Here is a 12,275-nt window from a genome sequence, read left to right on the forward strand (position 1 = left end):
CTGTTGACAACGCCCTGATCCTCCACAGATCAGGGCGTTGCTCGCTCTCGAGGGGTCGGCGAAAGCGGTTCTGCGCGAAGCTGATCGGCATGAGTTCTGAACCGCGCGGACATCCCCGCCCCGATCGACGTGGCCACATCGGCCGACTCGGCGAGGACGTGGCCGCGGACTACGCGACGTCGCTGGGTTGGGTTGTCCTGGATCGCAATTGGCGTACCAGATATGGCGAGCTCGATCTCGTTGCGTGCGAAGGGTCGATCCTGGTGATCGTCGAGGTCAAGACGCGAGCGAGCCGCACCTACGATGATCCGGTCATGGCGGTGACGCCGACCAAGCTCACCCGGATGCGTCGACTCGCCCGGTTGTGGCTGGCCGCGCAGGACCGTAGGTGGTCGCAGATCCGGTTCGACGTGGTCAGTGTGCGGCTCGATCAAGCCGCTCCTGACGATCTCGCTCGTGCGCGGGTGCGGCATCACCGAGGCGTGTACGTGTGAGGTGCGTCAGAGTTTGCTCAGGTCCGTGCGGATCAGCATCACGTTGTAGTCGCTCCACCGCGACGCATTGAAGTACAGGTCCTTCGAGTCACTCTGCAAGGCAGGGGAGTTCGGCAGCATCATCGGCCCGTACAGCACCAGTGCGCCGCGGGGCACGATGGTTTTCGGAGCGCTCCACGGTCCTTCGGGATGGTCGGAGGTGCGCAGCGTGATGTCGTTGTCGCCGTCGAGCATGATGTATTTCTCGAGGTATGGGCTCCAGGCGACCGAGAGTTCGGTGACCGGCTGCCGGACGACCACCGCGGAGCCGTCGTCGGGGATGGCGGCGATGTCGTCGACCCAGCCCCGGCTCTTCCCCGCCCAGTACTCGTAGGCGTCGAGTTTCAGGATGTCGGCCGGCTTGAACCGCGCGAGGAACGCGGCGCCGAAGCGGCCGTTCGGCGTGCCGTACTGGTAGACGTAGTCCGCTTCGGGCGTCCCGGGCCGACCGCGGACGTAGGCGTTCTGCTGGAACTTGCCGTTGTTGAACTCCACCGGACGGAACTCGCCGGGGAGTCTGAGCGAGACCGGCGCGTTGACTAGGATCGTGTCCTGGTCGGTGACCCAGGTCTGGCCGTTGTCGTCGGAATGGGCGATCGCCGAGAAGTTGGTGACCCAGTTGCCCGGCGATCCCCACGATCGCACCGACATGTAGTTGATGTACTGGCGGAAGCCGTCGCCGTGTGGGAGGGAGATGGCCGCGGTCGGGATGGTCGTGACCTCGACGTTGGAGATGCCGACCGACGGGATGAGTTCCTGCGCGTAGTTCGGTTGTCCGGGCGCGATGACCGAACCGGACGTCACGTCGCCGGCCCGGCCGTCGGGCACCGACAGTCCGTTGGCGAGGTTGTCGTCGTCGGTGCGCAGCAGCACGTTGTGACGCCACTGCTGTCTCGGGGCATTGCAGTTGCCGAACGTGTCGCCGAACGCCATCAGGGTCTGGCCGCGCCCGTTGTCCCAGGCGACGCCGAGGTCGGTGCCGCCGATGCCGAACCGGCTGAACGTCCGGTTGGTGCTGAGCGGGCCCGTCACCCAGCCGACGGTGCGGGACTTGGCGCCGACGTAGGGCACGAGCGGGGCCTGCGGACCCGGATTCGGGATGTTCGAGCTGCCGGAGGAGCCTGCGGAACCGCTCGATCCGCTCGAACCGCTGGATCCGAAGCCGAGAAAGCTCGATCCGGTGCTCGCGTTGCCACAGGGTGCAGCGTGCGCGACGCCGGCGCCGGTCGTCAGGGCGATTGCGGTACCGCTGAACGCGATGACCCCGGCGAGCGCCAGCCGGACACTCGTGGTGAGACGGCTCGACACGCGCGTCCTCCAGTTACTCTTGTGGCAGAAGTGATTGACGTGACTATTGTTACTGGAGTTACCGTCGGATCGCGCAATTCGAGGGGTCACGATCTGGTGTCAGCGCACGAAGAACCGCTCCTGCGAACCCGTCCGTGACTGCCAACCGACACGCTCGAGTTCCGGCGTCTCCGAGTCGTGGGCGGGGTGGCCGATGCACAGATAGGCGACCAACTTCCATGAAGACGGTACGTCGAGTGCCGTGGTCACCCGGTCGGGTTCGATGATCGACACCCACCCGACCCCGACGCCCCGCGCCCGCGCCGCGAGCCAGAGTGTGGAGATCGCGCTGACGACCGAATACTCCAGCGTCTCGGGCACTGTTTGTCGGCCGAGTCCCCGGCCCTGCTCGACAGCGGGTTCGCAGAACACGGCGAGGTGGACGGGAGCGTCGTCGAGACCGGCGAGCTTGAGTGACGAATAGAGCTGTGCGCGTTCGCCCGTGTAGCCGCCGAGCGCATCGGCATTGCAGCGAGTGAAGCTCTCGCGCACCGATTGTCGGGCTTCGGCGGACCGCACCTCGACCCAGCGCCACGGTTGACTGTTGCCCACGGACGGTGCCAGTTCGGCCGCCTCGAGGATTTCGGGAAGCACGTGGGGTTCGAGTGGTTCGCGGCGGAAGCGACGGACGTCGCGCCGCCATCGAAGTAGTCGGTCGAGATCGCCGACGAACTCATCGTCGAAAGTTCCGTCGCTCATCGGTTGTCGAGCCTAGTCATGCGTGTCGACCGACGGAGCGGGTCCCTGGTGTATGTCCCGCCGTCGAGTTCACGCGAGGCGAGCCTCGATGCGCGTCGATGGTGGACAACCACGGGGTCATCCACAGATCGGCTGTCGGAGCGGTTCGGCGCCGCCCGCCACGCGCGTCACCGCCGAGACTGTGCTCATGCTGGGGCAAACACAGGCGGTGGGGCTCAATGCCTTTGCCGCAAGCGTCGTCGACGTGCAGGCGAGTGTCAGTTCGGGGTTGCCGGGATTCGCGGTGACCGGCAACCCGGATCCGTCGGTGCGAGAGGCACGGGACCGGGTGCGGGCCGCGATCAAGAACTCCGGGTTCAGTTTTCCCGAGTTGAAGGTGACGGTGGCTCTGTCGCCGGCCGACATACCGAAGATCGGTTCGGGGTTCGATCTGTCGATGGCCGTCGCGATCCTGGCTGCCACTCAACAGGTGTCGGCGGAGAGGCTGTCATCGACGATCTTCTTGGGCGAACTCGGTCTGGACGGCAACGTGCGGCCGATCCGCGGAGTCCTGCCGGCGGTGATCGCGGCGCGGCAGGCGGGCTACTGCCGGGCGGTCGTGCCGATCGAGACGGTCGCCGAGGCGGCGCTGGTCGTGGGGATGGACGTCGGTGGTGCGACGAGTCTCAAGGAGGTGACGCAGTGGCTGGCCGGTGACCACGTGCTCGACACCGTGCACGAGGCGACGACGACGAAGCCGCCGCCGATCCCGGACATGGCCGACGTCGTGGGGCAACAGGAGGCCCGGCATGCGCTCGAGATCGCCGCGGCCGGAGCGCATCACGTGTTGATGACGGGGTCGCCGGGGATCGGCAAGACGATGTTGGCGCGGCGGTTGCCGGGTATTCTGCCGCCGCTGGGCCTCGAGGATTCCCTGGAGGTGACGGCGATCCATTCGCTGGTGGGGGAGTTGTCGCCGGGGCGTCCGCTGATCACCGAGCCACCGTTCATCGCCCCGCATCACAGTTCGACGACCACAGCCCTGCTCGGAGGGGGTACGGGTTTCGCGCGTCCGGGTGCGGTGTCCAAGGCACACCGAGGGGTGTTGTTCCTCGACGAGTGCGCCGAGATGAGTGTCAAATCCCTGGAGTCGCTTCGAGAACCCCTCGAGGACGGTGAGGTCCGGGTGCCGCGACGAGACGGCGTGGCGGTCTACCCCTCCAGGTTCCAGCTGATCCTGGCGGCGAACCCGTGTCCGTGTGCGCCCGCCCACGACGTGGATTGTGTGTGCTCGGCCGTCGTTCGACGACGCTATCTGGGCAAGTTGTCGGGGCCACTGCTGGACCGCGTGGACATCCGCGTACGCATGGATCCGCCGGGAAACACGGCCCTGATGAGCGGTGCGGGGGAGTCCAGCGCCGATGTCCGGGCCCGCGTGACCACTGCGCGCGCCACCGCGATCGACCGGTGGGCGCAGTTCGGGTGGCGCACCAATGCCGAGGTCCCCGGGTCCGCGCTGCGACAGCGGTTCCGACTGCCGCCGGACGTGTTGCGGCCCATCGAATTGTTCCTGCGCGACGGCCGCGTGACGGCTCGCGGCGCCGATCGCGCGCTGCGCCTGGCGTGGACCCTCTGTGATCTGCGCGGTACGGGTCGTCCCGTGGAAGACGATGTCGCGCAGGCGCTTCTGTACCGAGACCGAGGAGCGACCTGGTGACCGCCGCCCATCCGTCGGAGTCCCGTTCTCCCGAATCGATCGCGTGGGCTTATCTGGCTCGGGTGGCCGAACCGCCGTGTGCCGCGATCATCGCGCTCGTCGACGACATCGGTCCGGTCGAGGCCGCATCGGCGATTCGTCGACGCACCGTGCCCGGGGGTCACGACGCGGTGCTCGGCGCGACCGCGGCCCGGTGTGATTCCGACTGTGCGACAGACGACCTCGACACCGCTGACCGGATCGGCGCACGGTTGGTGACCCGCGCCGACCCGGAATGGCCTGCCTGGTCGATGCTGGCACTGGGACAGGCCGACACCGCGGCGCGTGGGGGCGAACCGCTCGCCCTGTGGGTGCGCGGTCCCGCCCGCCTCGACGATCTCGCCGCCGCGTCGGTGGCGGTGATCGGGTCCCGCGCCGCGTCGGCCTATGGCGAACACGTCACGCAGACACTCGCGTCGGGACTGTCGGGCGAAGGTTTCGCGGTGCTGTCCGGGGGTGCGTTCGGCATCGATGGCGCCGCCCACCGTGCGGTGGTCGCGGCGGGTGGAGTGACCGCGGCGGTGATGGCGTGCGGCATCGACCGGGACTATCCGGCGTCGCACGCGGCTCTGCTGACCGCGATCGCGCGCACGGGTGCGGTGATCAGCGAGTACCCGCCGGGGACGACGGCCGCCAAACACCGGTTCCTCACCCGGAACCGTCTCGTGGCGGCGATGAGCGGTGCGACCGTGGTGGTCGAGGCCGGACGACGGTCCGGCGCGGCGAACACCGCCGCGTGGGCGCGCAAGCTCGGCCGGCCGCTGGGCGCGGTGCCCGGCCCGGTCACCTCGGCGACCTCGGTCGGCTGCCACCGCATGATCGCCGACGACCTCGCGGTGCTGGTCTCCGACGTCGCCTCGATCGTCAACCTGGTGCGCCCCGACGGAGGGGGCGACGTCGGCCGGGGTCGCACGAAGCCGACGGACGGACTCGACGCCGAGCAACTGCGTGTCCACGACGCCATTCCCGGCCGCGGCGCCGTGGGGATCGACGAGATCGCCTTCGCCGCGGGTCTCGACATCGGGGCGGTCCGGTCGGCGTTGGCGCACCTCGACATCAGGGGGTATGTGCAGAACGTCGATGGACGATGGCGGCTGGCGTGAGCTCAGCGGCGGGTGAGGACGTCGATGATGACGCGCAGATCGTCGGGGGTCGCCTCGTTCAGCCGGCCGTGCGCGTGGACATAGCCGATGCCCGCGTACAGCAATGTCGTGGCGCGAGCGTGTGTCTCGGCCTCCGAGAAGCCGAGCTCGCGCATCGCCGAGATCGCGATCGAGAAGATCCGGCAGTCGAGCTGGTCGACCGAGTCGGCGATCGATGCGTCGGTGTCGGCCCACCGGCGCAGAGCCGACTCCATCGCCCAGCGGCGCGGGTCGGACAGGAGGCGTGCCATCCCTTCCACCCGTTCGACCGGTGGTAGGGCCTCGAGCGCCTCGATCCGATCGGCTGCCGCCGACTGAGCCCGCCGACAGTGTTCCGCGAGCGCGGCCTTCAATGCGCCGATGTCGGTGAAATGCCAGTAGAAGCTGCCCTTGGTCACACCGAGACGCGCGCTCAGACGCGAGATCTTCAGTGCGTCGATGCCGTCGTCGACCAGGATCTGGGTCGCGGCCTCCAGCCAGTCGTCCACGCTCAACCGCGAACCGCGGCGCGGGGTGGAATGATCCACGGGCTGATCCGGCATGGAGTCACCTCTGGTCGGGTCTCACGACGTCTGATTTTAGTAATGGCAAAGTCTCAGATGCACATCGCTCGATCGAAGAGAAACCTTACAACCGCGGATGGGTGGTTCGCTCGACTAAAGCTAAGGGTCACCTAATCTGGAAGGCGTAGGGTTGACGCCTGAAAGGGAGGTTCGATGGCGAAACGCGTGAACACGATGACGGTGCTGCGGAGCGAGCGGATCAGTCCGCACTTCGTGCGCCTGTTCCTGGGTGGAGAAGGATTCGACGACTTCCAGCCGGCGCTGGGGAAGTCCGGGGAGCCCGACACCGACATGTACGTGAAGTTCGTCTTCGCGCCGCCGGGTGTCACCTACCCGGAGCCGTTCGATCTCCAGGAGATCCGTTCCGCCGAGCCGGCGGAACGTCAACCGGTGCTGCGCACCTACACCGTCCGCCGCGTGGATGCGGCGGCCCGCGAGCTCGTCGTCGACTTCGTCGTCCACGGCAGCGAGGGCATCGCCGGCCCCTGGGCGGCGTCGGTCCAGCCGGGGGAGACGATCCGCTTCATCGGCCCGGGCAGCGGTTACCGCCCGCGGACAGACGCTCCCTGGCACCTGCTGGCCTGTGATGAGGCCGGACTCCCTGCGGTGGCGGCCGCACTGGAGGCGTTGCCCGCCGACGCCGTCGCCAAGGTCTTCATCGAGGTGGCCGGTCCCGAAGACGAGCTCGAACTCCGGGCGCCGGTCGGGGCGGAGATCTCCTGGGTGCATCGCGGCGGGCCCGCGGGCGAGGTGGACGACTCACTCGCCGGCGACAACGCCCCGCTGATCGAGGCGGTCCGCGCGGCGGAATGGCTCGACGGCGAGCCGCACGTGTTCATCCACGGTGAGGCGCAGGCGGTCATGCACAACCTGCGGGCCTATGTCCGCAAGGAGCGCGGTGTGGGGGCGGCGAACGCGTCGATCTCCGGCTACTGGCGGCGCGGACGGACCGAGGAGGGCTTCCGGCAGTGGAAGGCCGACCTGCGTGCCGAGGAAGAGGGTGTCGGCGCCCAGGGCTGACGCGGACCGACCATCGTGGCACCGATTCGGCCACGACGCCGCGTGTGCTGTTGCGCCCGGCTGTCCGACACGGTGAGGTCGTGACCATGCTCGACGACTTCGCCGACCACCTGCGCCTCGAGAAAGGGCGCAGTGAGCACACGATCCGTGCCTACGTCGGTGGTGCTCGTGCGCTGGTCTCGTTCGCCGGTGCCCGGGGGATCGAGGTCGGCGCCATCGACCTCGCATTGCTGCGGGCCTGGCTCGCCGAACTGACCCGCCGTGGCGCTGCGCGGACAACCGTCGCCCGACAGGTCTCGGCGGCGAAGACCTTCTGCGCGTGGGCGGTCCGCGAGGGCTACCTGGCCACCGACCCGTCGCAGCGGCTGAAGGCGCCCAAGGCGCACCGGACCCTGCCCGCGGTCCTGGCCCCGGCCCAGGCCGAAGCCGCGATCGCGGCCACCGGCGTGGACCGAGCGGCCGACGACCCGATCGCATTACGCGACCGGGTGATCCTGGAGCTGTTGTACGCGAGCGGGGTTCGCGTGGGGGAGCTGTGCGGGCTCGACGTCGGTGACGTCGATGCCGACCGGCGGGTGGTGCGCGTGATCGGCAAGGGCGACAAGGAACGGTCGGTGCCCTACGGTGAGCCGGCCGCGCGCGCGATCGACGACTGGCTCCGGACCGGACGCCCGGCCCTGGTGACCGACGCCTCGGGGGCGGCGCTGCTCCTCGGTGCCCGCGGGGGCCGGTTGGACCAGCGGATGGCGCGCTCGGTCGTGGCACGGGCGGTCGACGCGAGCGGCGGGCCGGCGACCGGACCGCACGGGCTCCGCCACAGCGCCGCCACACACCTGCTCGAGGGCGGTGCCGACCTGCGCGTCGTCCAGGAACTGCTCGGGCACTCGTCGCTCGCGACGACACAGATCTACACCCATGTGAGCGTCGAGCGCCTGCGCGCCGTCCATCGTCAGGCGCACCCGCGGGCCTGAGGACTCCGGGCGGCGCGCCCGTGGGTCATCCAACCGGTTTGAGTCGGACTCGGACCGCGCCGAGCAGTCCCAGCGGGTCCATGTAGTCCGACCCGCGGCCGCTGCCGCGCCGAGCTCCCCAGTGCAGGCAGACGACCACCGGGCAGCCCGGATGCCCGCCGATCACCGTCCCGATGATCTCGCCACGAGAGACGTGGTCACCCGCCGCGACGCGGGCCTCCACCGGCTCGTACGTCGTGATCACACCGTCGGGATGCGCCACCGAGACGACCGGCCGTCCCACGACCGTTCCCGCGAACCGCACCCGCCCGGCACCGGCCGCGCGGACGGCCTGTCCGGGCCCGGCGGCGAGGTCGACGCCCCGGTGCCCCCGCTGCCAGCGTTTCTCCGGTTCGTCGAAGGCCGTCACCACGGTCGGCCGAGGTGTCAGCGGGGCCGAGTACACCCCGTCGGTGGAGGCAGTGGCGATCGGACCGGCACACCAGAGGGCGGCGAGCACGAGCGTGGCCACGACACGCGGTGAAGGAAATGGCACCTGGATTGGACGCAGCAGAGGCCGTGCGGGATCCGCCGGTTGGTGCACCGCTGCCGGATTCGCACTCCGACGTGGGCGAAGGCGTTTTGGTGTTCCTTCTGCGGCGGCGTAAACTCCTCACCGCACCTCATCGATCGTTGATGAGGTGACTTCGCGCGCCTGCATTCGGTTCCGTGTTGCTCAGCGGCTTCGACGCCCTGACCAGCACAGTCGAGAAAACACACGCCAAGTGAGCAGTCCCGGAACGGTCCATGCCGTCCTGGGTGGCACTCGGCCGCAGGCGCCAGGGTCGGTACCGACGGTGCCGACGACAACTGCGAGAAAAGGACGATCATGGCTGTCGTGACCATGAAGCAGCTGCTTGACAGCGGCGCACACTTCGGGCACCAGACCCGCCGTTGGAACCCGAAGATGAAGCGATTCATCTTCACCGACCGCAACGGCATCTACATCATCGATTTGCAGCAGACGCTGACCTACATCGACAAGGCGTACGAGTTCGTCAAGGAGACGGTCGCCCACGGTGGCACCATTCTCTTCGTCGGCACCAAGAAGCAGGCGCAGGAGTCGATCGCCGCGGAGGCGACCCGTGTCGGCATGCCGTACGTCAACCAGCGCTGGCTCGGTGGCATGCTCACCAACTTCTCGACCGTCCACAAGCGCTTGCAGCGCCTGAAGGAACTCGAGACCATGGAGCAGACCGGTGGCTTCGAGGGTCGCACCAAGAAGGAAATCCTCATGCTCACGCGTGAGAAGAACAAGCTCGAGCGCACGCTCGGCGGCATCCGTGACATGGCCAAGGTCCCCTCGGCCGTGTGGGTCGTCGACACCAACAAAGAGCACATCGCCGTCGGTGAGGCGCGGAAGCTGAACATCCCGGTCATCGCGATCCTCGACACCAACTGCGATCCCGATCTCGTCGACTACCCGATCCCGGGCAACGACGACGCCATCCGCAGCGCCGCGCTGCTCACCCGTGTCGTGGCCTCGGCCGTGGCCGAGGGTGTCCAGGCCCGTGCCGGTGCCGCCAGTGGCGACGCCAAGCCCGAGGCCGGCGGCGGCGAGCCCCTGGCAGAGTGGGAGCAGGAACTGCTGACCCAGGCTGCCGCGCCGGCAGGCGGCGACGCCGCGACCGACGCACCGGCCGCTCAGTAGTCCCGACTGCTCTGCAGTCCGGTCCCAACACACTTCCCGAAGGAGGCTCGCCGACGATGGCGAACTACACCGCAGCTGATGTGAAGCGTCTCCGTGAGCTCACCGGCTCTGGAATGCTCGACTGCAAGAACGCGCTGGCCAACAACGACGGCGATTTCGACAAGGCCGTCGAAGAGCTGCGCATCAAGGGTGCCAAGGACGTGGGCAAGCGCGCTGAGCGTTCCACCGCCGAGGGCTTGGTCGCGGCCAAGGACGGCGCGCTCATCGAGATCAACTCCGAGACCGACTTCGTCGCGAAGAACGGTGAGTTCCAGCAGCTCGCCGACGACATCGTGAACGCGGCGGCCGCGGCCAAGACGAACGATCTCGACGAACTGAAGAAGGCTCCGCTCGGCGACGGCACCGTCGACGAAGCGGTCGCCGCCCTCTCGGCCAAGATCGGCGAGAAGCTCGAGCTCCGTCGCGTGGCGTACTACGACGGCCCGGTGGCCGTGTACCTGCACAAGCGTGCCTCCGATCTGCCCCCGGCCGTCGGTGTGCTCGTGTCCTACACCGGTGAGGGCGAAGGTGCCGAAGAGGCCGCTCGCGGCGCCGCGATGCAGGTCGCTGCTCTGAAGGCGCGCTACGCCACTCGTGACGAGGTCCCCGCGGACGTCGTCGAGAACGAGCGTCGTATCGCCGAGCAGACCGCCAAGGAAGAGGGCAAGCCGGAGCAGGCTCTGCCCAAGATCGTGGAGGGTCGCGTCAACGGCTTCTACAAGGATGTCGTGCTGCTCGACCAGTCGTCGGTGCAGGACTCCAAGAAGACCGTGAAGGCACTGCTCGACGAGGCCGGCGTGACCATCAAGGGCTTCACGCGGTTCGAGGTCGGCCAGGCCTGATCGAACTCGCTCCGCATCGCCCCGTCTCCGTCGAGGAGACGGGGCGATGTGCGTTCACGGGGTCTGTCGTGCCCGCAGAGCAGTCGTGAGTGCCGCGATCGCCATGGCGACGAGGCCCAGTGTCACCAGGGTCGTCTGCAGCGCGGCCAGGAACGTCCGGGCGGTCACCGACCGCGCCGCATCCTGGGTCCAGGGTCGGGCCTGCGCGGCGACCGCGGCGACCGCCGGCGACGTCGGTCCGCCCGCGCAGGCGGGCACCGGTCGCTCCGGATGAGCGGACCGCAGCTGATCGCTCGCGCAGGAGGCGAAACGGTCGGCGACCGCCTCATGGAACATCGGCTGAACGGGTGACTCCGACAGCGAGGCAACGAGTTCGGCTCGAACCGCCGGAACCGTCTCGGTTGTCTGGCCGGCCACCTGACCGAAGAAGAAGAGGGTGACGACCGCCAGGCCGAGCGAGGCGCCGATCTGCTGGACCGTGGGGATCGTCCCGGTTGCCGTGCCCACCGTGGCCTCGGTCGTGTCGGAGAGGATCACCGCCTGCAGTGGTGCGATGAACAAACCCGTGCCCACGCCGCCGAGTACGAGGGGACCGAGAATCCCGGGCATCGGCAAGCTCTCCGCTGCCGGTTCGATGATCATCGCGAGCCAGACGAATCCGGCTCCGACGGCGACGGATCCGGTCGTCAGAGTGAACGGAGCCGTGAACCGGGCAACCACCCGGGGCGAGCAGAGCGAGCCGACGGCGGCGCCGATCGCGAAGGGCAGGGCCAGCATCCCGGTTCGGAACGCCGAGTAGCCGAGTCCGAACTGGGCCGAGATCGACACGGTGAAGAAAAATCCCGCGAACACGCTGAAGAACACGAGGGACAGGAGAAGTCCGACCGCGAACCGGCGCGAGGCGAACAGCTGTGGTCGCAACAGGGGAGTGCCACCGCGGGCGTCGACGCGCACCTCGTGAAGGGCGAACAGCGCCAACAGGACTCCGGCTGCCCCGATCATCATCCACAGGATCGGGGGCCACCCCATCTCGCGTCCGAGGGCCAGTGGGTACAGCAGCAGGAACAGCGCCGTCGCCGACAGAACCACGCCCGGGACGTCCACGCGTCCCGGCGCCGGCTCGCGCGCGTCGGGTAGGCGGCGGTGGGCGAGCAGACAGGAGAGCAGGCCGAGCGGGACGTTGACGAAAAAGATCGCGCGCCAGCCCCATCCGAGGACGTCGGCGTCGACGAGCACGCCGCCGATCACCGGTCCGAGGATGGCGGCGAGACCGGCGACGGCCCCGTAGACGCCGAAGACGAGTCCGTGACGCCTCTTGTCGAACAGGGCCGCGATGAGCGCCAGGGTCTGTGCGGACATGAGTGCCGCACTGACGCCCTGTATCCCGCGGAGGGCGATGAGCTCACCAGGGCCGGTCGCCGCCCCGCACAGGACCGACGTCAGCGTGAAGGCCACCATCCCGGCGACGAACATCCGGCGGCGTCCGACTCGCGCCCCGAGCGTTGCCGCGGTCAGCAGGGTGCAGGCGAACGACAGTGTGTACACGGTCAGCACCAGGAGTTGCTGCGAGGTCGACGCGCCGAGATCCCGGGCGAGATCGGGCAGAGCGATGTTGACGATGGTGGTGTCCAGCATCTGCATGAACACACCGAGCAGGCATCCCGCGAGGGCCGCCCATGCGCCCGGACGATCGC

General features: G+C 68.6%; 12 protein-coding genes. 7 read left to right on the forward strand and 5 right to left on the reverse strand.

All coding sequences use genetic code 11. The annotated features are described in order from the left end of the window. Positions 1–89 precede the first annotated feature (89 nt). A complete protein-coding gene (locus MHN80_RS17180; RefSeq protein WP_239402752.1) occupies positions 90–494 on the forward strand; it encodes a YraN family protein in 405 nt (134 codons plus the stop codon). A 6-nt stretch (positions 495–500) separates the two neighbouring features. On the opposite strand, the gene MHN80_RS17185 is transcribed toward MHN80_RS17180, so the two are convergent. Together MHN80_RS17185 and bluB are read right to left on the reverse strand one after the other, a co-directional pair. Then, positions 501–1,841, reverse strand: coding sequence for a DUF4185 domain-containing protein (locus MHN80_RS17185; RefSeq protein ID WP_239402753.1), 1,341 nt, complete (start codon positions 1,839–1,841; stop codon positions 501–503). 99 nt (positions 1,842–1,940) lie between these two features. Further along, positions 1,941–2,579, reverse strand: a complete 639-nt coding sequence (bluB, locus tag MHN80_RS17190; RefSeq protein WP_239402754.1) for a 5,6-dimethylbenzimidazole synthase — start codon at positions 2,577–2,579, stop codon at positions 1,941–1,943. A gap of 187 nt (positions 2,580–2,766) precedes the next feature. Between bluB and MHN80_RS17195 the strand changes: the two genes are divergently transcribed. Together MHN80_RS17195 and dprA are read left to right on the forward strand one after the other, a co-directional pair. Continuing rightward, entirely contained in the window at positions 2,767–4,275 is a 1,509-nt protein-coding gene (locus MHN80_RS17195) for a YifB family Mg chelatase-like AAA ATPase (RefSeq protein ID WP_239402755.1), read from the forward strand. Next, the gene (dprA, locus tag MHN80_RS17200) at positions 4,272–5,417 is read left to right on the forward strand and encodes a DNA-processing protein DprA (RefSeq protein ID WP_239402756.1); all 1,146 of its coding nucleotides are present in this window, start codon (positions 4,272–4,274) and stop codon (positions 5,415–5,417) included. Before MHN80_RS17195 ends, dprA begins: the two co-directional genes overlap by 4 nt. A gap of 2 nt (positions 5,418–5,419) precedes the next feature. Here the strand turns inward: dprA and MHN80_RS17205 are convergent, their stop codons facing one another. Continuing rightward, the gene (locus MHN80_RS17205) at positions 5,420–5,998 is read right to left on the reverse strand and encodes a TetR/AcrR family transcriptional regulator (protein ID WP_239402757.1); all 579 of its coding nucleotides are present in this window, start codon (positions 5,996–5,998) and stop codon (positions 5,420–5,422) included. Positions 5,999–6,172: 174 nt separating this feature from the next. Here MHN80_RS17205 and MHN80_RS17210 point away from each other — a divergent pair, with 174 nt between their 5' ends. Next, the gene (locus MHN80_RS17210; protein WP_239402758.1) at positions 6,173–7,039 is read left to right on the forward strand and encodes a siderophore-interacting protein; all 867 of its coding nucleotides are present in this window, start codon (positions 6,173–6,175) and stop codon (positions 7,037–7,039) included. An 86-nt stretch (positions 7,040–7,125) separates the two neighbouring features. Further along, positions 7,126–8,010, forward strand: a complete 885-nt coding sequence (locus MHN80_RS17215; RefSeq protein WP_101818939.1) for a tyrosine recombinase XerC — start codon at positions 7,126–7,128, stop codon at positions 8,008–8,010. A 25-nt stretch (positions 8,011–8,035) separates the two neighbouring features. On the opposite strand, the gene MHN80_RS17220 is transcribed toward MHN80_RS17215, so the two are convergent. After that, a complete protein-coding gene (locus tag MHN80_RS17220) occupies positions 8,036–8,521 on the reverse strand; it encodes a M23 family metallopeptidase (protein WP_004572283.1) in 486 nt (161 codons plus the stop codon). A gap of 357 nt (positions 8,522–8,878) precedes the next feature. Here MHN80_RS17220 and rpsB point away from each other — a divergent pair, with 357 nt between their 5' ends. After that, positions 8,879–9,700 (forward strand): 30S ribosomal protein S2, encoded by an 822-nt coding sequence (gene rpsB / locus MHN80_RS17225; protein ID WP_064571072.1) that lies wholly within the window; start codon positions 8,879–8,881, stop codon positions 9,698–9,700. A gap of 56 nt (positions 9,701–9,756) precedes the next feature. Then, a complete protein-coding gene (gene tsf, locus MHN80_RS17230) occupies positions 9,757–10,581 on the forward strand; it encodes a translation elongation factor Ts (RefSeq protein ID WP_004572281.1) in 825 nt (274 codons plus the stop codon). A 54-nt stretch (positions 10,582–10,635) separates the two neighbouring features. On the opposite strand, the gene MHN80_RS17235 is transcribed toward tsf, so the two are convergent. Continuing rightward, positions 10,636–12,222: an MFS transporter gene (locus tag MHN80_RS17235; RefSeq protein ID WP_239402784.1), complete on the reverse strand. Its 1,587-nt coding sequence runs from the start codon at positions 12,220–12,222 to the stop codon at positions 10,636–10,638. Between the last annotated feature and the right edge of the window lie 53 nt (positions 12,223–12,275).

Source organism: Gordonia sp. McavH-238-E (assembly GCF_022348225.1).
In the GTDB taxonomy this organism is placed as follows: domain Bacteria; phylum Actinomycetota; class Actinomycetes; order Mycobacteriales; family Mycobacteriaceae; genus Gordonia; species Gordonia terrae.